15 protein-coding genes, 2 pseudogenes and 1 riboswitch are annotated in these 20,423 nt (G+C 71.2%); of the genes and pseudogenes, 11 read left to right on the top strand and 6 right to left on the bottom strand.

Annotation, left to right across the window (positions count from 1 at the left end; translation table 11 throughout):
• Positions 1–120: 120 nt before the first annotated feature.
• Complete coding sequence (locus ACSHXC_RS02460) at positions 121–702, top strand: molybdopterin-dependent oxidoreductase (protein WP_438289923.1); 582 nt, start codon at positions 121–123, stop codon at positions 700–702.
• 20 nt (positions 703–722) lie between these two features.
• Here ACSHXC_RS02460 and ACSHXC_RS02455 read toward each other — a convergent pair whose 3' ends face one another.
• From ACSHXC_RS02455 to ACSHXC_RS02445, 3 genes are all read right to left on the bottom strand, one after another.
• Positions 723–3,527: a molybdopterin-dependent oxidoreductase gene (locus tag ACSHXC_RS02455; protein ID WP_438289922.1), complete on the bottom strand. Its 2,805-nt coding sequence runs from the start codon at positions 3,525–3,527 to the stop codon at positions 723–725.
• Positions 3,524–4,357: an FAD binding domain-containing protein gene (locus ACSHXC_RS02450; RefSeq protein ID WP_438289921.1), complete on the bottom strand. Its 834-nt coding sequence runs from the start codon at positions 4,355–4,357 to the stop codon at positions 3,524–3,526. Before ACSHXC_RS02450 ends, ACSHXC_RS02455 begins: the two co-directional genes overlap by 4 nt.
• Before the next feature lie 313 nt (positions 4,358–4,670).
• Positions 4,671–5,078 (bottom strand): RidA family protein, encoded by a 408-nt coding sequence (locus ACSHXC_RS02445; RefSeq protein WP_438289920.1) that lies wholly within the window; start codon positions 5,076–5,078, stop codon positions 4,671–4,673.
• A gap of 137 nt (positions 5,079–5,215) precedes the next feature.
• Between ACSHXC_RS02445 and ACSHXC_RS02440 the strand changes: the two genes are divergently transcribed.
• Positions 5,216–5,395 (top strand): winged helix-turn-helix transcriptional regulator, encoded by a 180-nt coding sequence (locus ACSHXC_RS02440; RefSeq protein WP_438289919.1) that lies wholly within the window; start codon positions 5,216–5,218, stop codon positions 5,393–5,395.
• Between the two features lie 101 nt (positions 5,396–5,496).
• Here ACSHXC_RS02440 and ACSHXC_RS02435 read toward each other — a convergent pair whose 3' ends face one another.
• Positions 5,497–6,159, bottom strand: a complete 663-nt coding sequence (locus tag ACSHXC_RS02435) for an SRPBCC family protein (RefSeq protein ID WP_438289918.1) — start codon at positions 6,157–6,159, stop codon at positions 5,497–5,499.
• 228 nt (positions 6,160–6,387) lie between these two features.
• On the opposite strand from ACSHXC_RS02435, the gene ACSHXC_RS02430 reads away from it, so the two are divergent.
• A complete protein-coding gene (locus ACSHXC_RS02430) occupies positions 6,388–7,047 on the top strand; it encodes a TetR/AcrR family transcriptional regulator (protein ID WP_438289917.1) in 660 nt (219 codons plus the stop codon).
• 82 nt (positions 7,048–7,129) lie between these two features.
• Here the strand turns inward: ACSHXC_RS02430 and ACSHXC_RS02425 are convergent, their stop codons facing one another.
• The gene (locus tag ACSHXC_RS02425; RefSeq protein ID WP_438289916.1) at positions 7,130–8,044 is read right to left on the bottom strand and encodes a LysR substrate-binding domain-containing protein; all 915 of its coding nucleotides are present in this window, start codon (positions 8,042–8,044) and stop codon (positions 7,130–7,132) included.
• 150 nt (positions 8,045–8,194) lie between these two features.
• Between ACSHXC_RS02425 and ACSHXC_RS02420 the strand changes: the two genes are divergently transcribed.
• The 8 genes and pseudogenes from ACSHXC_RS02420 to ACSHXC_RS02385 all read left to right on the top strand — a co-directional run bounded on the left by ACSHXC_RS02420 (position 8,195) and on the right by ACSHXC_RS02385 (position 17,547).
• A complete protein-coding gene (locus ACSHXC_RS02420) occupies positions 8,195–9,328 on the top strand; it encodes a diaminopropionate ammonia-lyase (RefSeq protein WP_438289915.1) in 1,134 nt (377 codons plus the stop codon).
• 213 nt (positions 9,329–9,541) lie between these two features.
• Positions 9,542–9,966, top strand: a pseudogene (locus tag ACSHXC_RS02415) (sugar kinase); the annotation flags it as partial.
• Positions 9,967–10,020: 54 nt separating this feature from the next.
• Positions 10,021–10,173, top strand: coding sequence for a hypothetical protein (locus tag ACSHXC_RS02410; RefSeq protein WP_438289914.1), 153 nt, complete (start codon positions 10,021–10,023; stop codon positions 10,171–10,173).
• A gap of 239 nt (positions 10,174–10,412) precedes the next feature.
• The gene (locus ACSHXC_RS02405; RefSeq protein WP_438289913.1) at positions 10,413–11,486 is read left to right on the top strand and encodes an ABC transporter substrate-binding protein; all 1,074 of its coding nucleotides are present in this window, start codon (positions 10,413–10,415) and stop codon (positions 11,484–11,486) included.
• Between the two features lie 162 nt (positions 11,487–11,648).
• A pseudogene (locus ACSHXC_RS02400) lies at positions 11,649–12,200 on the top strand (TauD/TfdA dioxygenase family protein); the annotation flags it as partial.
• Between the two features lie 186 nt (positions 12,201–12,386).
• Positions 12,387–12,713, top strand: a complete 327-nt coding sequence (locus tag ACSHXC_RS02395; protein WP_189390154.1) for a CU044_2847 family protein — start codon at positions 12,387–12,389, stop codon at positions 12,711–12,713.
• An 11-nt stretch (positions 12,714–12,724) separates the two neighbouring features.
• Positions 12,725–16,981 carry an nSTAND1 domain-containing NTPase gene (locus ACSHXC_RS02390; protein WP_438289912.1) on the top strand — a complete coding sequence of 1,419 codons (4,257 nt, stop codon included), beginning with the start codon at positions 12,725–12,727 and terminating at the stop codon, positions 16,979–16,981.
• Between the two features lie 41 nt (positions 16,982–17,022).
• Complete coding sequence (locus tag ACSHXC_RS02385; RefSeq protein ID WP_438289911.1) at positions 17,023–17,547, top strand: hypothetical protein; 525 nt, start codon at positions 17,023–17,025, stop codon at positions 17,545–17,547.
• Between the two features lie 45 nt (positions 17,548–17,592).
• Here the strand turns inward: ACSHXC_RS02385 and metE are convergent, their stop codons facing one another.
• Positions 17,593–19,911, bottom strand: a complete 2,319-nt coding sequence (gene metE, locus ACSHXC_RS02380) for a 5-methyltetrahydropteroyltriglutamate--homocysteine S-methyltransferase (RefSeq protein WP_438289910.1) — start codon at positions 19,909–19,911, stop codon at positions 17,593–17,595.
• Positions 19,912–20,064: 153 nt separating this feature from the next.
• Positions 20,065–20,285: riboswitch (cobalamin riboswitch) on the bottom strand.
• Positions 20,286–20,423: the final 138 nt, after the last annotated feature.

Below are 20,423 nucleotides of genomic sequence, written 5' to 3'. Positions count from 1 at the left end.
AGGTGATCATCCAAGAGGTGAACAGCGCGAGAGAGGTAGCATCTGCAAGGTCGAATGCCACTTTGATCTAGCTGTTGCTGTTTCTATTGATGCCGTCGTGGCGGAAGAGGGAGGTGTGGGGTGGGAAGTGGGCCCGTCCCTCCGGGGCAGCGCGTGGTGAAGGGGTGGCCGGTGTCCCACTACGGCCCGGTGCCCCGGTTCCGCGCCGACCGCTGGAACCTCCAGGTCTTCGGATCCACCGCGACCGGTGAGAAGTACTCGTGGACCTTCGACGAGGTCATGGCGCTCCCCGCGGCCACGATCACCACGGACCTGCACTGTGCGTCGGGCACCACGACCCTCGGCCACGAGTTCTACGGTGTGCCCGCCGCCGTCCTCCTGAAGCTCGCGCCACCCGACCCGCGGGTCACCCACGTCATGGCATGGGCCGAGTACGGCTACAACGCCAACCTGCGCCTCGACGACTTCGCCGCGGACCGCACCCTCATGGCCACCCACCACAACGGTGAAACCCTCACCGCCGAGCACGGCTTCCCACTCCGCCTCGTCGTCCCGCACCTCTACGGCTACAAGGGCCCGAAGTGGCTGCGCGCCATCGAGTACATGCCCCAGGACCGACGCGGATTCTGGGAGGAGCGGGGCTATCACAACCTCGCCGACCCCTGGACCGAGCAGCGCCACTCGTACCAGGAGGACGAGTAGCGCCGCAGGTCTTCCAGTCGTCAACTACCGCCGCCTGAGCCCTGGCCGGCGCCGTCGCGGGCCCGCCGGTCCAGGGCGAGCCATACGCGGTCCCGGGTGACCGGCATCTCGGTGAATCGGATGCCCGTGGCGTCGCGCAGCGCGTTCGCGAACGCGGGGCCCACCGGGTTGAAGGGGCTCTCGCTCATCGACTTGGCGCCGAGTGGGCCGATGGCGTCGGTGGTCTCCATGAAGTGGACCTCGGTGCGCGGGACGTCCGCGTACTGGGGGAGGCGGTAGCGGCGGAACGCGGCGGTGGTGACCTCGCCCCGGTCGTCGACGCGCACCGTCTCGAAGAGCGTCGCGCCGAGCGCCTGGGCGACCCCGCCCTCGACCTGGCCACGGCACTGCATCGGGTTCATGACCTTGCCCGCGTCGGCCGCGTGGACACTGCGCAGAATGCGGATCTCGCCGGTACCGGGGTCCACGGCGAGGCGGAACCACTGGGCGTTGAAGGCGACCGAGCGCGGAGAGCCGCCCCAGTGGCCGTCGGCGGCCAGCTCCTGCTCGGCGCCCCGCGACCGGGCCGCCTCGTGGAGCTCCTTGAGCGTCACCACCCGGCCCGCGCAGTCGACGGCCTCGGGACCGAGTACGCACAAGTGGCGGGCCACCCCCGTGTGCCGGGCGGCGAAGGTCCGCAGCCGTTCGGCCAGCGAGGTCGCGGCCAGCAGGACCGCCTTGCCGGCCACAACCGTACCCGCGGAGCCGAAGGCGCCCGTGTCGTGGCGGACGACATCCGTGTCGGACTGGCGGACCGTGAGGCGGTCCTCGGTGGTGTTGAGGGCGCCCGCGGTGATCTGCTTGTGGACGGTGGTGGTGCCGTTGCCGAACTCCGCCGTGCCGACGGCGATGTCGTACGTGCCGTCGGAGAGCAGGGACACGCGCGCGTCGGCGTAGTGCCCGCCGGGCGGACCCGTCGCGATCATGGCCATGGCTGTGCCCTGGCCGACCAGCCAGCCCTCGGGCGCCTTCTCGGAGCTCTCGTCCTCGGCGATGGCCTTGCGCACGACCGCCAGGCACTGGTCGAGGCCGTACGAGGCGATGTGCAGGTCCTCCTCCTCGCCGATCGGGCTGTGCATGGCCTCGCCGGGGCCGATGATGTTCTTCTCCCGGAAGACCAGCGGGTCCATGCCGAGCCGGCGGGCCAGCTCGTCCATCACCGACTCGACGGCGAAGGTGACCTGGCCGAGGCCGTAGCCCCGGAACGCGCCCGCCGGAACGACGTTCGTGTAGACCGAGAACGCGTCCACCTTCTTGTGCGGGGCGCGGTAGACGGCGAACGACTCACCCACGCTGTGGAACATCACGGCCGGGCCGTGGTTGCCGTACGCGCCGGTGTTGGACACCACGCGCATCTGGATCGCGGTCAGGGTGCCGTCGGCGCGGGCGCCCACTTTGATGCCGATGGTGAAGGGGTGACGGGTGGTCGCACCGTAGAACTGCTCGGCCCGGGTGTACTCCAGCTTCACCGGGCGGCGCAGTTTCAGCGCCGCCAGCGTGACGATGTCCTCGGTCAGCATCTCCTGCTTGCCGCCGAAGCCGCCTCCCACCCGGCCCGCGACGACCCGGACCTCGTCCTCGGGCAGGTTGTACAGGGCGCACAGCGCGCGGCGCGTGAGGAACGGGGTCTGGGTGGAGGAGCGGACGGTGAGACGCTCCCCGGTGCCGTCCTCCTTGGGCTCGAAGTAGGCGACACAGCCATGGGTTTCGAGGCTGGCGTGCTGGACGCGCTGCGTGCGGAAGGTCTCCTCATGGATGACGTCGGCGTCGGCGAAGCCGTCCGCGACACAGCCGATCTCGCCGTGCACCTCACCGGCGACGTTGTTCTCCACGCGGGCGATCCGCACCTCGGGACCCTTGCCCTCGTGGACCATCGGGGCGCCGGGAGCCATCGCCTCCTCGGGGTCGATGACGTACGGGAGCTCCTCGTAGACCACCTCCACCCGGCGGCAGCCCTCCTCGGCGGCCTGCTCGCTGTCGGCGACGACCGCCGCGACGCGCTGGCCGATGTAGCGGACGGTGTCGTCGAGGACGCGGGTGTCGTCGGGGTCCTCGGTGGGGTGCTCGTGGCGGGCGGAGGAGTAGAGGGTGTCGGGGGCGTCCTCGTGGGTGAGGACCGCGTGCACGCCGGGCAAGCGCAGGGCGGCGGCGGTGTCGATGGAGACGATCCGGGCGTGCGGGTGCGGGGAGCGCAGCAGCTTCATGTGGAGGAGGCCGGGCACCTCGACGTCGAAGGTGTAGCGCGCGGTGCCGGTCACGACCTGCGGGCCCGCCGGCGCGCCGAGACTCTTGCCGACTGCCTTGCCCGCACAGGGGCGTTCGGTGTGCCGCACCCCTCGTACGGCGTCCTCGATGGCGCGGTAGCCGGTACACCGGCAGATGTTGCCCTTGAACGCGCGGGGCAGATCGGCCAGCTTGTGGTCGTCGTGCTCGGTGCCCTGCTCGGCTTCGAGGGCGGCCGTCGTCATCAGGAATCCGGCGGTGCAGAAACCGCACTGAAAGCCCTGGGCGTCGAGGAACTTCCTTTGTACGGGGTGGAGTTCGCCTTCCGGCGAGGCGAGCCCCTCGACCGTCGTCACGCTCCGGCCCTGCGCCCGCACCGCCGGATACAGGCAGCTGTGCACCGGCTCACCGTCCACATGGACGGTGCAGGCCCCGCAGTCTCCCTGGTCGCAGCCCTTCTTCACGCCGAACCAGCCACGCTCGCGCAGATACGTACGCAGACACTGGCCCGCCCTCGGCTCGGTGTCGAAGCGCTGGTTGTTGACCTCGATGCCGAAGCTCATCGCACACCGTCCCGGTAGAGCTGAGTCAGTTCGTGGCGGACTTCCTCGGCGAGGCGCAGCCCCATGTGGTGCCGCCACTCGGGCAGTCCGTGGATGTCGTCGTACCAGTCGTCCTCGCCGACGGCCGCCTCGATCGCCTGCCGCAGTTCGCCCCGGTCCGGAGGCAGCGGGAACCAGAGGCGGAACGGCCGTACGGTCGCCGCGCTGATCGTCACCGCCATCGAGCTGTCCACGGGGTCGACCGTCCCGATGACCAGCGCGCCCGAGCGGCCGAGCCCGTACAGCGATGCCTGCCGGAAAGCCGTATGGCAGGCCAGGGCGCGCGCGGGCAGGGTGACCGAGCGGAGCAGCTCGCCCTCGCCGAGGTCCTTGCGGCCCGCGCCGGTGATGAAGTCGACGACCTGGACCCTCCGCAGCGAGCCCGCCTGCGACTGGAGCAGGCATGAGCCGTCCAGCGCGGCGGTCAGCGAGATCATGGGCCCGGCGGGCAGCCCGTTGCAGAGGTTTCCGCCCAGGGTCGCCATGTTCCAGATCTTGAACGAGGCCAGAAAGGCCCGGCAGCACTGCTCGAACAAGGGCGCCGACCGTGCCGTCAACTGCCTCCCGAACCGCGACAGTTGGGCGATGGTGCAGGTCGCCGCGATCTCCAGCGACCCGTCTTCGCCGAGGCTCAGCGGCTCCCATCCCATGCGGCTCAGATCCACCAGACGCCGCAGGTGCGGCTGCGGTTCCGAGAACAGGTAGGTGCCTCCGCCGAGCCATGCGTCACCGGGTTGCCAGGGCTCGCGAAGCCGCGCGTCCCGCACGTCCGCCACCGTGTTCAGATCCATGTCTTCCCCCGTGCTTCGACCACTGCATCCAGGCCAGTGAAGCCGGGGCAGAGGCCGAAAACGACTGGTTCAGCACACGGAAAACGTCATCGCGGTGAGCCGCGTACTGGATGAACAACCAGGGGGGGCATTCGGGCCGATCGGCGGGGAATGTGCGGTGCTCGGCGCGTGGGCGACGGTTTCCTGGGAGGCTCGGGGCCAAGCCGTGCCGCTGTCGACGACCGGGCCCGGCCGAGGTGACCGTGCGGAGGCGGGACGCCCTGTCGAGGCGGGCGGAGAGGCCGGCGCCCATTCAATGATGCAGCCGGTTGATTCAGTCGAGGACCGCGACGGCTTCGATCTCGACCAGGTGCTCCGGGACATCCAGCGCGGCGACACCCAGCAGGGAGGCCGGAGGGACAGGGGTGACTCCGAGCTTCGCGGCGGCCCGGGAGATGCCTTCCAGAAGCGTGGGCATCTTGTCGGGGGTCCAGTCGACGACGTAAACGGTCAGTTTGGCCACCTCGTCGAAGGAGCCGCCGGCCTCGGCCAGGGCGGCGACGATGTTGAGGTAGCACCGCTCGGCCTGCGCGGCGAGGTCGCCTTCGCCGACCGTGACCCCGTCGGAATCCCAGGCGACCTGCCCGGCGATGAAGACGAGCTTCGTCCCGGAGGCGATCGCCACCTGTCGGTAGACATCGATCTCGGGCAGTCCCTCGGGGTTCAGCAGAGTGATGGCCATGCTTCACGCCTCCTCGTCGTGAGCGCCCGCGTACGTCGGGCCGTGACGCCGCCAGCGCTCTCTTGTGGTTACTCGGGAACCGTAGGAGAGTCGCCGCTGACGTGGAAGAACGCACTTTTCGGTGACGGGGGAACCTGATGGTGACCAAGCAGTTCAGGGGCTCGCCCGACGAAGCGGACCTGAGGCGGGCGGACTCGGTCGAATACACCCTCACCGAGCCGGGCCGGGGCCTGCGGGTGACGGTCGCCGAAATGTGCGGCTGGACCCAGCGGTACCTGAGCCATATGGAGACCGCCCGGCGCCGCTTCGACGACTGACGGGCTCGATCCGATGTCATCGGCTGTGATGCATGGCACCGCGCCGGCGCCCTCCTCGCACAGGGAGTCGAGGAGGGCGACGGCGCGGCTCGGTTCGCGGATCAGCGTGCCCTGCCCGCTTCCGCCGCCGACTTCACATCACGCAGCCACCTCTCCAGGCCATCGCTGAGGATCTTGGTCGCGGCGGGTACGTTCGCGTCGACCTGGGGGCCGGTGTGGGTCTCCTCGGTGCGTACGAGGACGCCGCCCTTGACCTTGGTGAAGTCCCATACGTGGACGCCGTCGATGTGCAGCCCCTCGCCGATCGCGGGGCCGGTCCAGCGGATGCAGGAGTTGTGCTTGATCTGCTGGACGGTCGAGGTGATGTCCAGGCTGGTGGCGGGAGTTGAGGGGTTGGGCGGTACCGGGGTGGTCCACAGGAAGGTCGAGCCCTTCCGGAAGGGGCCGTGGTCGAGCCGTTCCGAGGTCTTGACCGCGGCTTGCCAGGAAGGCCAGCGCTCCACGTCGGTCTGCAGCTTCCAAATGGTGCTCAGCGGCGCGTGGATCACGGTCTCGGTCCGGTAGCGGACGCGGGCATCCGGGTCGACGCCCTCCCCGCGGCAGGTGAGCGACGCGCCGGGGTGAGGGGTGGTTCCGGCCGGCGCTGCCGCCGTCGTGCCCAGCACGGCGACGGCGAGCGGGACGGCGACCAGGGCCGCGCGGAGGCTGGTGCTGCGTACGCGGCGGTTCGATCCGGCGGACGACTTTGCTGCTGAGGCCGACATGGCGTTCCCCTTGAGTGAGTGGCTGAGTGAGTGGCAGGTGTGCGCGAATGAGTGCGACCAGCGGGGTGTGCGGGACGGAAGGGTCCGCCTCCCCGGCCGCGATTTAGGCGGCTTGCCGTTCGTTAGAAGTTCTAACACTCGGCCTTGATGGTCGTCAATAACCTTCGTGATAGCCTCTAACTAAATCTGGCGGCTTCAGCCGCGGCCGTACGGAGAGGTGGCAGGCCAGTGGCGGAATCAGGCACCAAGACGCCGCGCGAGCGCTATCGCGCCCAGGTCCGGGCGGAGATCAAGCGGTACGCGTGGGAGCAGATCGGCACGGCGGGGGCGTCCGCGCTGTCCCTCAATGCGATCGCCAAGCAGATGGGGCTGAGCGGGCCCGCGCTCTACCGGTACTTCGCCGGGCGCGACGAGCTGATCACCGAGCTCGTCCGGGACGCCTACCGGAGCCTCGCCGACACCCTCCGCGCGGCCACCGAGGCCTCCAAATCCGGCCCCGACATCGCCACCCTGGCGCACGCGCTGCGCGGCTGGGCCCTGGAGGACCCCAACCGCTACTTCCTCGTCTACGGCACACCCGTCCCCGGCTACCACGCACCCGACGACATCACCGTCATCGCCGACGAGATCATGAGGATGCTGCTCGACGCATGCACGGCGCTGCCCTCCGACGGCCCCGCGGCGCCGTTCGCCGAACACCTCCAAGAGCACCGGCAGTGGGCGGAGGGCCACCCCGCCCCGCCCGCCGCCCTCCAGAGGGCCCTGGCTTTCTGGACGAGACTGCACGGTGTCCTGTCCCTGGAGGCCGCGGGCCACTTCGCCGGTATGGGATTCGACCCCGGGCAGCTGTACGCCGCCGAACTGGACGACCTGACGCGGTTCAACTAGCCGGTCCAGGGGCGGGAGTTGGCCCCCGATTGACGGGCACCGGACGGATTGCCATGGGGGTCGGCCGTCAACTCCCTCTCCGCTACGTCCTGTTGGAGGGCGAGGCCGCCTGAAGGAGGGCGTTTCGGCAGGCCTCGATGGCGGGGTGGCGGCTGCTTCCGCGGCGTACGACGGTGAAGATGCGGCGGGTGCGCCGGCCGCGGGGGAGTTGGCGCAGGGGGACCGTAGGGCGCCGCCCGTTCCAGACGAGGTCCGGCAGGAACGCCGCGGCATGCCCCTGCTCGACCAGGCGCAGGTGGAGCAGGAGGTCGGTGGTCTCGAACCGTACGTCCGGCTCGAAGCCGGCGTTGCGGCACAGCGTCATGGCCCAGTGTCGCGCGCTCGTGCCCTCGGGTTCCATGACCCACGGATGGCCGGCGAGGGCGCGCAGCGCCGTCAACGGGGTTCCGCGGCCCGGCACTTCGGCCTGTGGCAGCGCGAGGCGGAGGGGGTCGTCGAGCAGGTCCTCCTCTTCGAGCTCGGCGGGGCGCGGGTTGGGGTTGCCCGGGTACTCCTCGGCGAGGACCAGGTCGAAGTCACGGGCCTGCAGGGCGGGCAGGGCGCCCTCCGGCTCCATGTGCGTGACGTGGACGCGCAGGTGCGGGTGTACGTCACGCAGCAGGCCGAGCGCGGTCGGGATGAGAGCCAGGGCGGCCGTCTGGAACGAGGCGATGCGCAACGTGCCGGTCAGGTCGGTCAGGGAGGTGGCGATGTCCGCCTCCGCGCGCTCCAGGCGTTCGAGTACCGCTTCGGTGTGGGCGACGAGGATCTCGGCCTGCTCGGTCAGCCGCACCCGCCGACCGACCGGTTCGAGCAGTGGGACGCCGACCTCGGCCTCCAGCTGGGACAGCTGCTGGGAGACGGAAGAAGGGGCGTAGGACAAGGCCGCGGCGACGGCCGCGAGCGTGCCGCGGTGCTTGAGCTCGCGCAGCAGGCGCAGTCGGTGCAGATCGAACATCGTCGGACCGCCCTCCGGGCCGCCGCGGAACACCTGCCTCGGAGGATGGCGCCGAGTGGCCGACGGTCGTATTTACGTCGGGTTTTGCGATGAGTATAGATCGGAAACGTTCGCTGGACCGATCGGAGGGCGCCGCCGCATCCTGGTCGGGTGCCCGAGAATGCTTCCTCCCTCCATGTCCTGCCGTGGTCCGCGCGGCCCGGGGCCCGTGCCTGGCGGTGTGAACCCGCGCCCTCCCGAGTGCGGGACTTCCACGCCGCACTGCCCGACTACGCTCCTACGCCCTTGACTGAACTCCCTCTACTTGCAAGGGAGTTGGGGGTTGGTCGCATCTTCGTCAAGGACGAGTCGTGCCGCCTGGGCCTTCCGGCCTTCAAGGCGCTGGGTGCGTCCTGGGCGGTCCACCGCATCCTCGCCGAGCGGGCCGCAAGCGGGGAGGGCGCGGGCCCGGTCACCTTGGTGACCGCCACCGACGGCAACCACGGCCGCGCGGTGGCCCGCATGGCCCGACTCCTCGGGCAGCGTGCCCATGTCTTCGTGCCGCAGGGGGTGCACCCGCAGGCGGTGTCCGCCATCGCCGCCGAGCGGGCCGAGGTCACCCAGGTCGCGGGGCCGTACGACGAGGCGGTACGGCTGGCGGCCGAGGCGAGTGCGGCGGCGGACTCGGTCCTGGTCCAGGACACGGCCTGGCCGGGCTATGAACGCATCCCCGGGTGGATCGTCGAGGGCTACTCCACCCTCTGCGCCGAGATCGACGAGCAGTTGACGGCGGCGGGGATCGCCGCGGGGCCCGGCCTCGTCGCCGTGCCCGTGGGAGTCGGGTCGCTGGCCCAGGCCGTGATCACCCACTACCGCAGTCGTCCCTCCGGGCGGGGCCCCGCGCTGCTTTCGGTGGAGCCGGAGGCCGCGGCCTGCGTCCTGGAGAGCCTCTCGCTCGGTGCGCCCGTCAGCATCACCACCGGCGCCACCAGCATGGCCGGGCTGAACTGCGGCACCCCGTCCAGCATCGCCTGGCCCTACCTGCGCGACGGCCTGGACGCGGCCGTCGCCATCGCCGACGCCGACGCGGCCCGCGCGGCCGCCCGCCTCGCCGAACTGGGCGTCTCCTCGGGCCCCTGTGGGGCCGCATCCCTCGCCGGCCTGCGGGCAGCGCTCACCGGCGCGGCCGCCGACGAACGCCGTACGACGCTGGGGCTCGGCCCGTCCTCGGTGGTCGTACTGCTCAGCACCGAGGGCACAGCCGCGAACCCGCACTCCGGCGGCGACCCCGGAGCAGTGTGCTGACCGACTTCGTGGCCGCGCCCGGTGTCCTCCGCCTCCCGGTCGCCATCGGCCGAACAGCGAGAGGGGGGCCGTCCGTACCGTGGGCGGCATCTGGGCAGCCGTCGGCCGGTTTGCTAGCTTCGAGTCATGGTCGCCCAGGCTGAGAACTTCGCGTCGCGTCGTTATGTCGACCTGCGCCGCCAAGGCACGGCCACCTGTCGCCCGAGCTGAGGCGACTGCGGCAGGACCGGATGCCTCCAAGTCGAGCTGAGGGAACGGACGCTGTGCCGCCGCGCGCGCGAGCAGGGGGTCATCAGCACGGCGAACCCGATGCACGTGGTGCGCGCCGCGGCCGAGGGGAGTCCGGTCGCGATACGGCTCCTCGTGGAGCGGGCCAGGATGGGCGGGCGGCCCGGCTGCTGCTCGACGTGCTCAACCCGGAGACGGTCGTCATCACCGAGGCCGGGGTGCTGTACCGGGACGACTGCCTCGGCGCGGTGCGCGAGGTTGTGGGGGAGGAGCGCGCCGCGCTGGTCGTGCCGAGCAGTTTCCCGGATTCCGTCCTCGCTGTGGCGGGCGGTTCCGTTGCCCTCGACGTGCTCTACCGCGATCCGCTGAGTGCGTCGGCGATATCTGGCGTGCGTGCGGGGCCGAATTAATTCAGAAACTCCGAATGTTGACAGAGGCTCTGCCGGGCCGCGAACATTCTGGGCATGAGCAGCGCGCAGGAATTCTCCCCGGTGATCCGGTCGCGGCAGGCCCGCGACCGGATCACCGGTGTCGCGCAGGCACCCTCGCGGCAGGTTCCGCTGACCAAGTGCCGTTTCATCGACCTGATGCGGATCGGCCGCACCCTTTGTCGCTGATGTGACGCAGTGTTCTCGACGGGTTGATGCGTCGATGTAGCAACGCATTGTTGCGGGCATGTTGACGTAGGGGCGCACTCTCCGCCTCGTACCCCTTCATGCTTCTGGCGCGCATCTTTGGCGTGCGCCGAATTTCTGCGCGTCCTTCCCCCTTCCTGGTACCTCTCCGTGCCCGGATGCCGGAAATGGCGCACGAATTCCACCCCCTTGGGTTTCCCTTGACCTCACGGAGTTCCTCCATGCCACCAGCACCCCCAGCCGTGCCCGGTGTCGACCGGCGGCTGTTCCTGTCCTCCCTGCTCGGCGTCGCCGCGGCGGCCGGCCTCAGCGGCTGTGCGGGTGGCAGCGCGGCCGACTCCAAGGCCAAGGGGTCCGCGTCCGCCCCACTGGCCACCTCCGTGCCCTCCGGCACAAGCCTGAAGATCGCCTCGTACCAGGGCGTCCAGCAGCTCCAGTTCAAGCTGGCGGGCCTGACCGACCTGCCCTTCACGGTGTCGGACTGGGTGAACACCGGCGCCGGCCCCGATGTCATCAACGCCTTCCGCGCCAAGTCCCTGGACCTCGCCAACAACGCGGGCATCCCGCCGATCCAGGCGCACTTCCAGGGGTACGACGCGAAGATCGTGGCGATCGACATCACCCGCAAGCCGAGCTACGTCTTCGCCACGAAGCCCGGCAGTGACATCCGGGACGTCCAGGGTTTCAAGGGGAAGAAGCTGGCCTTCTCGCAGGGGCAGGCGCAGGGCGTCGTCCTGCTACGGGCCTTGAAGCAGGCCGGGGTGAAGGATGACGACGTACACCTCGTGCCGCTGACGAGCAATCAGTTCTTCACCGCGCTCCAGGCGGGCCAGGTCGACATCGCCCCGCTGGCCAACAGTCAGGCCCCCGTCTACCTCAAGCAATACGGGCCCAGGGGCGCGCACACCATCCCGACCGACGTCGTGGACCTCCTCAACCTGCTGTGGGCGCCCACCTCCGTCCTCGCCGACCCCGCGAAGGCCGCCGCGGTCGCCGCGTACGTCCCCCGCCGGGCGAAGGGGCAGGTGTGGGCGTACGAGCACCCGGACGCCTGGAACGAGGAGTTCTACGTCAAGACCCAGAACCTCACCCCCGCGCAGGCCCAGTCCATAACCGCGCTCGCCAACAAGCCCTACTTTCCGCCCAGTTGGGACGCGGCGGTGAAATGGGAGCAGGAGGCTGCGGACCTGCTCGCCGAGGGCGGCTTCGTGAAACGGTTCAAGGTCGACTCGCTCTTCGACCGGCGCTTCGAGGGCCTCGCCGCCAAGGCCGTCCCGGCCGAGTACCAGAGGTGACGGCCATGACCACCACCGCGACGACACCGTTGGTGTCGGCACCCGCCGAGCAAGCCCGTCCCGTACCTCGCACCCGGCGCCGCGCCCTCGCACCCGGCAAACGGCTGCCCGCCTCCCGGCTCATCGCCCCGGGGCTCGTGCTCGCCCTGTGGGCGGCCGCGTCCGCCGCCGGGCAGCTGGACCCTCGGGACGGACGGCAAGGAGGCCGCCGAACGCGGGCGCGCCGCCCTCGCCGAAGTGGGGCTCGCGGGGCGCGAGAGAGCCTGGCCCAACGACTACGACTACGCGGTGCCGGACGAGGAGGTCGACGAGGACAAGGCCGAGCAGCGCGCCCAGTTCACGTCCATCACCTTCCGGACCGCCCACCCGGTCGTCCGCGTGCACCCTCTGACCGGCGAACGCGGCCTGTTCATCGGCGGGTTCGCCCAGCGGATCGTCGGCCTGTCGGTGGCGGAGTCCCGCAAGATCCTCGACCTGCTCCAGGCCTACGTGACCCGGCCGGAGAACGTCCTGCGCCTGCGCTGGTCCCCGAACCAGCTCGTCCTGTTCGACAACAGGATCACCCAGCACTACGCCATCGACGACTACAACGGCCTGCCGCGCCGGCTGCACCGCGTGACCGTCGCCGGTGACGTGCCGGTCGGCATCGAGGGCAAGGAGAGCTACTCGATCGCGGGCGACGCCTCGCACTACACATCGGTCGCGTCCGCGTAGGGGTGCCGCGCGCAGAGGGTGGCCCCTCCGGCCGGCCCGACCGGAGGGGCCACCCTCTGCGTTCGCACTTGCCCGGCCGACGCGCCGAGGCGGGTCCGAGTCATTGACAGTACAGCGACAGATCTTCTCAACTAGGCTCTTGAGTGCCACGTTTGACGATTCGTCAGCCGTCAGAGAGGTCATCGCATGTATCTGAGTGTGCCCTTCGAGAACGGCGGGTCGGTCGTCGTCGAACTGTCCGACGACCAGGGCTCCGGAGTCGTGCGGGCGAGCCGTGGCGAGGGCTTGATCGCGTCTTCCGTGGACACCTTCGAGGCGGGCCTGACCCGTGTCCGGCACGTCGCCGAGGCGGTGGTGAACCGCCTGACGGACCTGCCCAGGAGCCCCGACCGCATCCGCGCGGAGTTCGGGATCAAGGTTACGGCCGAGGCGGGGCTCGTCGTGGCCAAGGGGTCCGGGGACGCGCACATCGCACTGGAACTGGAGTGGAGTCGCCACCAGGGCGACGAATGAGGTCGCCAGGCGTGTCGAACAGCCAGGCCTGGGAGCGGGGGACGGCGCGGATCCTGCACGACGGCCTCCCGGTCGGCGCCGCGTTCCTCATACCCGGCCGTCTGCTGCTCACCTGCGCCCATGTCATCTCGGCCATCGCGGGCCTCCCGGACGACCGGCCGTTGCCCGCGCGCTTCGAGGTGACCGTCGACTTTCCCCTCCTGGCGGGGCGCCCGAAAGCGTCGGCCACGGTGCACTTCAGCGTGCCGGTGGCCGCCGACAACAGCGGCGACGTCGCCGTGCTGCGGCTGGCAGGCCCGCCCCCGGCGGACGCTGTGGCGATGCGGATCCTGGAGGCGGACGACCTGGCCGGGCACCGCTGGCGGGCGTTCGGGTTCCCGACCTACCCGGGGTCGAACGGAAGCAAGGACGCCGGGATCTGGACCCGTGGCACAGTCGAGGGCCGCGAAGGGACCGGCTGGTGGCAGCTGACGTTCGACGAGGGGGTGGGCTTCCCGCTGGCCGGAGGCTTCAGCGGGGCGCCGGTGTGGGACGAGGAGTACCAGGGCGTCATCGGGGTCGTCGTCGCGGTGGAGGGAGACCAGCGGCGCCGTACCGGCTATGCGCTGACCGTGGAGTCGCTCGCGAGGGAGTGGCCGCAACTGCGCTCGCGGTTGATCAGCGGCAGCCCCTTCCGTGAACTGTGGCCGTTCACCGAGCAGGACGGCGCGGTGTTCCACGGGCGCGCCAACGAGACGCGCCGGTTGCTCGAACTGGTCGCTGAGCAACAGGTTCCGGTACTGCCGGTGTTCGGTGCCTCCGGCGTCGGCAAGTCCTCGCTGATCGGCGCCGGTCTGCTGGCCCGAGTCGACCCCGGCACCTGCCTCGTCGCCCGGGTGCCGCACGGATTGCGGCTGACAGCCGAGGAACTGCTGGCCTGGGCCTTGGCGTCCGCCGGTGACGAGGACACGCGCAAGGCGGACTGGCACGACCGGTGGTGCGCCCTGGCCCGCCGGCTGCGGGACAAGGACGGACTGAACACCGCGCTCGAACAGACCCTGGCCCGGCACGGGGGGCGACGCAGACTCCTGCTGGTGGCCGACCAGTTCGAGACGCTCCTGGTGGACGCGCCGGAAACGGCTCGCCGGCTCGACACGATGCTGGGCGTCCTGACCTCGCGCCGCGCCGACGGCAGCCGGCCGGCCCAGGCGGTGGTCGTCACCCGCATCGATTTCCTGCCGCACATCGAGCAGCTCCCCGTGCTGCGGGCGGCCTGGGAGGCGACCCATGTCGTGGTGCCGCCGATGACGCGCGATCAACTGCGCGAGACCATCGCCCGCCCGCTGGAGGGGCACCCCGGCATCCGATTCGCCGACGGCCTGGCCGAGCAGCTGGTACGCGACACCCCGAGCGGTGCGGCCGCGCTGCCGATGCTGGAGTACACCCTGAGCCAGCTGTGGGCGCGGCAGGAGCGCGGGTTCCTCACCGCCAGGGCCTACCAGGAACTCGGCGGGGTGCAAGGCGCTCTGGTCGGCAACGCGGAGCGCACGCTGTGGGAGTGGGCGGACGACGCCGAGCACGAGGCACTGGAGCGCATCTTCATTCAACTGGTGCGCCCCGGTGAGCAGGTGGATGCGGGAGAACGCGGTCCGGACATACGCAGGGTCGCCGACCGAGGCCAGTTCTCCGAGCGTGACTGGTCGCTGATCCACCGCCTGGCCAGTACCCGGCTCGTCGTCGTGACCCGGCGCCCGACGGGCCTCGACACCGCCGAACTCGCCCATCAGGCCCTGGTGGAGAGCTGGCCGCGACTTCGTGACTGGATCGAGCGCAACCGTGACTTCCGCAGCTGGCAGGAGGAGCTCCGACGTACTCTGCGGACGTGGCAGGAGCAGGGCCGCCCGCCCGAACTCACCCTCGACCAACGCCGGATCGACGAGGCACAGCGGTGGCTCGGCACCCGGGCGCCGGAAATCTCCGCCGAGGAAGCGGAGTTCGTCCAGCACAGCCAACGCCTGCGTGCCCGCGACCGGCGACGGCGCACCATCCGGTACGTGGCTCTCTGCCTGGCGTTGATCGCCGCCTCGCTCGCCACTGTCGTCGCGGTCCAGCAGCACCGCGACAGTGACGCCAACCGGCGCACCAACCTCTCGCACCGGCTCGACACGGAGGCCGCAGTCCTTGACGCCTCCCAGCCCGGCCTGGCCAAGCAACTGCGCATCGCCGCGTACCGCTCGGCCCCGACCCGGGACGCCTTCGACGCCCTGTCGGCAGGCCTGCCGCTGCCCGGCACCATCAGCGCGCCCGGCGTCACCGCTGTGAGCTCCGGCGGGGGACTGCTCGCCATGGCCCAGGGCGGGACGGTGCGTCTGTGGAGCCTCGCCGGTCATGCCGACCAGGCCGTCCTGACGGTGGACGGTGCCGCCACCGCCGTCGCGCTCACCGCCGAGGGGCGTCTCCTTGCGATCGGCTCGGGCAACGGGACCGTACAGCTGTGGGAGACCGCACAACCGGCCCACCCCCGGCGGCTCGCCGACCTCGTCGGTGGGCATGGCCCGGTGCGTGCCGTGTCCCTGGGCGGCCAGGTGCTGGCCGTGGCGGGCCGGGACCGGAGCGTCCGGATCTGGCAGCTCACCGACCCCGCGCATCCGAGGAACCTCCCGCCGCTCGACGACGGCACCGCACAGGTCGCGGGCCTGGCCGTCAGTTCCGACGGGCGCGAGGTGGCCGGGGCGAGCCTGGATCACAGTGTGCGGCTGTGGGATCTCAAGGACCCCGAACACCCGCAAGCCCTCGCGCGTCTGACCCTGCCGGAACCGGCACGCGCGGTCGCGTTGGCCCCGGTCGGGCACGCCCTCGCGGCCACCGGCGACGACGGCGCCGTACATCTGTGGGACATCACCGACCCGCACAGCCCGCGCTCCCCGGTTGTCCTTCCCGGAGAACGAGGCCCCTTGACCGCAGTGGAGTTCAGCCCCGACGGGAAGACGCTCGCGGCCACCGTGCCGGCCCCCGAACCGGCCGGCACCCTGCTGTGGGACGTCTCCGACCCGGCGCACCCGGTGGCGCAGCCCGCCCTGAACGGCGGCAGCGCCGCCCTGGCCTTCACCACCGACGGACGGACTCTGGCCACGTTGGACCAGGCGCGTCACGCCATTCGGGCGCCCGGCGACGAGGTCGAACTCTGGGACGTGCGCGGCGGACAGGCGCGCTCGGCTCTGGCCACCGTCCCCGAACCTGCCCGGTCCATCGTGACGCCGAGCATGGGACTGGCCCCGGACGGCCGGCTGCTCGCCACGAGTTCGGCGGACCGGGTCGAGATCTGGGACCTCAGCACCCCGCAGGAGCCACGGCTCACTGCCCGCCTGACGGGTGGGGGAGGCGGCGTGACGATCAGCGGCCGTGTGCTTGCGGTCGGCGCGAGCGGCGGCGTGTCGCTCTGGGACCTCACCGACCCCCGGCGGCCGACCGAACTCGGCTCGGTCCGCCTCCGGCAGGACGACTTCAACGAGCCGACCACCCTGGACTTCAGCCCCGACGGGCGGCTGCTCGCCGCCGGCTTCGCTTCCGACGGACGGCTGCGCCTCCTCGATGTGACGGATCGGGCCCACCCGACCCAGCTGGCCACCATGGCCGGCAGCGGCCGGGGCGTCGTGACTTGCAGCTTCGGGCCGGACGGCAGGGTGCTGTCCGTCAGCGAAGGCGCCACCGTGGACGTCAGCGACTTCCGCAGCGCGCTCTGGGATCTGAGCGACCCGACCCACCCGAAGCCCGCGACCCCGGCGATGACCCGCATCGGCCCGGTCAGCGCCACCGCACTGTCACCGCGCCGGGCCGTACTCGCTACGTCCGGCACCGACGGCGTCCTCACCGTCTGGGACGTCGGACAACTCGGCGCACCGAAGCCGCTGGGCACCGCACCCGCCACCACCAGCCCGCTGCGAGCCCTGCGCTTCAGTCCGGACGGTACGGCCCTGGCCGGGCTGGACGACACCGGCGGCACGCACCTCTGGGACGTGCCAGCCTCCGGCCGTCCAGGAGCGACCGCCGACTTCGCCCCGATGACCAAGGACCTCGAAAACGGCCTTGCCCTCACCGCCCCACTGCCCGGCGGAGGCCGACTCGTCCTCAGCGAGGGAGCCCCAGGGGCGATCGCGATCCGGGATACCGACCCCGAACGCCTCGTCCAACGGCTCTGCTCCGCCACGGGCGATCCGATCAGCAGATCCCAGTGGCAGAAGTACGTGCAAGACACCGACTACGCCGCGCCGTGCCGCCCACCGCTATAGCGCCTCCCGGCGCGACCCCACACCCGCGAAGGAGAGCCCCCGTGGTCCCGCATTCGCCTCGCACCTCCGCCCCGTTCCGGCACTTCGGCATCATCCTGGGGGCGGCGACAGCGTTCGTCCTGGCAACCGCCTGCTCGGGGAGCGGCGAACACGCCCACCCCTCGGCCGATCCGGCTTCCACCCGTCCGTCCGCCAGTACAGCGCCCCCGGTGAAGCCGGCCGACGTGTCCTCGTTCGTCGGCCACTGGACCGGTCACGGCAACTGGCTCCAGGTGAATGCCGACGGCTCGTTCGAGATCGGCAAGCGTCTGTACGTCACCTGCGGTCAGGCCGCCCCGCCGTGCGACACAGTGGTAAACGGCCAGATCACCGATGGGGGTCACGCCACGGGGCGGCTCACCGGTGTCGACGGAACCGCGGCCACCGGGAGCGTCGCAGAATCCAACGACCCTGGCTGGCTCAAGCCCGGACCCCTCACCATGACGCTGAACCCCACCACTGACAGCATCGCCACCGCGGGCACCAACTACTGCGGCCCCGACGCCCCGAGCCACGTGTGCTATTGAGACGGCGACGGGGGCACCGACGATCCGGTACCCCCGCCCCTTCCCTCAGTCCGTGGCGGGCAACTGCCGACGTGCCGCGCGCGCCGCCGCCGTCATGCGTTCCAGGGCCGGGCGGACCTCGGCCCAACCGCGGGTCTTGAGGCCGCAGTCGGGGTTGATCCACAGGCGTTCGGCGGGTACGGAGCGCAGTGCCCGCGTGATGAGGTGCGCGGTCTCGTCCTCGGGCGGGACGCGGGGGGAGTGGATGTCGTACACCCCTGGACCGACCTCGCGCGGATAGCCCGCCGCGGCCAGCTCGTCCGCGACCTGCATGTGGGAGCGGGCCGCCTCCAGGCTGATCACGTCCGCGTCCAAGTCGTCGATGGCGGAGAGGATCTCGCCGAACTCGGCGTAGCACATGTGGGTGTGGATCTGGGTGTCCGGCCGGACCCCGCCGGTCGTCAGCCGGAACGCCTCCGTCGCCCAGGCCAGGTATGCGGGGTGGTCGGCCGGGCGCAGCGGCAGGGTCTCGCGCAGAGCCGGCTCGTCGACCTGGATGACCGAACTGCCATGAGCTTCAAGGTCGTTGACCTCGTCGCGCAGTGCCAGGGCGACCTGGCGGGCGGTGTCGGCGAGCGGCTGGTCGTCGCGGACGAAGGACCAGGCGAGCATGGTGACCGGCCCGGTGAGCATGCCCTTGACCGGGCGGTCGGTGAGGGACTGGGCGTACGTCGTCCAGCGGACCGTCATCGGCTCGGGGCGCGAGATGTCGCCGGCCAGGACCGGCGGGCGCACATAGCGGGTGCCGTACGACTGGACCCAGCCGTGCTGAGTGGCGAGGTAGCCCGTCAGCTGCTCGGCGAAGTACTGCACCATGTCGTTGCGTTCGGGCTCGCCGTGCACGAGGACGTCGATGCCGGTCTTCTCCTGGAAGGAGACCACCTCGCGGATCTCGGCCTCGATGCGCTCCTCGTACGCGGCCGTGCCGATGCGTCCGGCGCGCAGGTCGGCGCGGGCGGTGCGGAGTTCGCCGGTCTGCGGGAACGAGCCGATCGTCGTCGTGGGCAGGGGCGGCAGATTCAGGTGGGCGCGCTGGGCGGTGGCCCGTTGGGCGTATGGCTGGGCGCGGCGGGCGTCTGCCGCGGTGACGGCGCCGGTCCGGGCGCGTACGGCCGGATCGCGGGTGATGGCCGAACCGGCGCGGGAGGCCAAGTCGGCCCGGTTGGCGGCCAGTTGGGCCGCGATGGCGCCGGTTCCGCCGGACAGGCCGCGGGCCAGTGTGACGATTTCTGCCGTCTTCTGGCGGGCGAACGCGAGCCAGCGCGCGATCTGCGGCTCGATGCCGCGTTCGGCGGCCGCGTCGAGCGGGACGTGGAGCAGCGAGCAGGAGGCGGCCACATCCACGCGGTCGGCGAGTCCGAGCAGCGTGCCCAGGGTGGACAGCGACTTCTCCAGGTCGTTGATCCATACGTTGCGCCCGTCCACGACCCCCGCGACGAGCCGCTTGCCGGGGAGGCCGCCGACCGTGGCGAGATCGTCGAGGTTGGCGGCCGCGGGGCCGGTGAAGTCCAGCGCGAGCCCGTCGACCGGCGCCTTGGCGAGGACCGGCAGGGCCTCGCCGAGCCGGTCGAAGTAGGAGGCGACGAGGAGCTTGGGGCGGTCGGTGAGCGCGCCGAGCTCCCGGTAGGCGCGGGCGACGGCGTTCAGTTCGGCGGGGGTGCGGTCCTGGACGAGCGCGGGCTCGTCCAGCTGCACCCACTCGGCGCCTGCCGCCCGCAGGTCGGCCAGCACCCGCGCGTACACCGGCAGCAGCCGGTCGAGCAGGGTGAGCGGCTCGAAGTCGGCGGCCACGCCGGGCGCGGGCTTGGCGAGCAGCAGATACGTCACCGGGCCCACGAGCACGGGGCGCGCGGCAAGCCCGAGCGCGAGGGCCTCCTTGAGCTCGCCGACCTGCTTGGAGGAGTCGGCGGCGAAGATGGTGTCCGGCCCCAACTCCGGTACCAGATAATGGTAGTTGGTATCAAACCACTTGGTCATTTCGAGCGGCGCCACGTCCTGGGTGCCGCGCGCCATCGCGAAGTAGCCGTCCAGGACGTCGGTTGAGAGGGCCTCGCGGTGGCGGTCGGGCACGGCGCCCACCATGACGCTGGTGTCCAGGACGTGGTCGTAGTACGAGAAGTCACCGGTCGGCACCTCGTGGATGCCGGCCTCGGCGAGCTGCCGCCAGGTGGCCGCCCGCAGTTCGGCTGCGGTCCGCCGGAGTTCGGGGGCGCCGACGCGGCCCTTCCAGTAGCCCTCGATCGCCTTCTTCAGTTCCCGGTTCGGCCCTTGGCGGGGGTAGCCGTACACGGTGGCGCGTGCTGCCGCGGCTGCGGACTTGGTCACGAGACTCTCCTTCGCGAGCTCTTCGGTGGAGCGGACCCCGGAACGGGACGAAGGCGCGAAGGGACGACGGACCAGAGCCACGGCATGTGCGCCGTTGCCGCTGGTGCGTACGCCGACCCGCCCTCGAGGTCACCGGGATCTCCGCGCGCGATCGGTCGCACACGGGCAGTGGCAGGTCTTCGGACTCGCGGGCACGCCTCGTGCTCTCCGAGGCATCTACTGGCCGTCGCTTCCCAGACCCGGCCGGGCCCAGTGCGTATGACGGCGGTCGTTCCCGCTCACCGCTGCGGGGCAGTCCCGGATTCCCACCGGGTTCCCTCTTACGACGCATCCCGCCTGGCGGACGGGGCGAACCAGCTGCATGGGCAGCGTACGCGCTCCGCTCGGGGCGCGGGGCGGCGGGGGCTGGTCGTACCCCGGACCCGCCCGGCTGCCTACGCTCGAAGGGGGGGCACTCTCGAAGCGGCGAGGGGACGGACGAGGCGGGCATCGCGTTCGCCGAGGATGTCTTC

The sequence above is a fragment of the Streptomyces sp. HUAS TT7 genome, assembly GCF_051550175.1.
In the GTDB taxonomy this organism is placed as follows: domain Bacteria; phylum Actinomycetota; class Actinomycetes; order Streptomycetales; family Streptomycetaceae; genus Streptomyces.
This window is presented reverse-complemented; position numbering and strand designations above follow the sequence as displayed.

What these genes read in the sequence shown, in the direction of transcription:
- ACSHXC_RS02455 (WP_438289922.1), bottom strand. Translation starts at nt 3,527, where the DNA reads ATGAGCTTCGGCATCGAGGTCAACAACCAGCGCTTCGACACCGAGCCG.
- ACSHXC_RS02450 (WP_438289921.1), bottom strand. Translation starts at nt 4,357, where the DNA reads ATGGATCTGAACACGGTGGCGGACGTGCGGGACGCGCGGCTTCGCGAG.
- ACSHXC_RS02445 (WP_438289920.1), bottom strand. Translation starts at nt 5,078, where the DNA reads ATGGCCATCACTCTGCTGAACCCCGAGGGACTGCCCGAGATCGATGTC.
- ACSHXC_RS02440 (WP_438289919.1), top strand. Translation starts at nt 5,216, where the DNA reads ATGGTGACCAAGCAGTTCAGGGGCTCGCCCGACGAAGCGGACCTGAGG.
- ACSHXC_RS02435 (WP_438289918.1), bottom strand. Translation starts at nt 6,159, where the DNA reads ATGTCGGCCTCAGCAGCAAAGTCGTCCGCCGGATCGAACCGCCGCGTA.
- ACSHXC_RS02425 (WP_438289916.1), bottom strand. Translation starts at nt 8,044, where the DNA reads ATGTTCGATCTGCACCGACTGCGCCTGCTGCGCGAGCTCAAGCACCGC.
- ACSHXC_RS02410 (WP_438289914.1), top strand. Translation starts at nt 10,021, where the DNA reads ATGAGCAGCGCGCAGGAATTCTCCCCGGTGATCCGGTCGCGGCAGGCC.
- ACSHXC_RS02405 (WP_438289913.1), top strand. Translation starts at nt 10,413, where the DNA reads ATGCCACCAGCACCCCCAGCCGTGCCCGGTGTCGACCGGCGGCTGTTC.
- ACSHXC_RS02395 (WP_189390154.1), top strand. Translation starts at nt 12,387, where the DNA reads ATGTATCTGAGTGTGCCCTTCGAGAACGGCGGGTCGGTCGTCGTCGAA.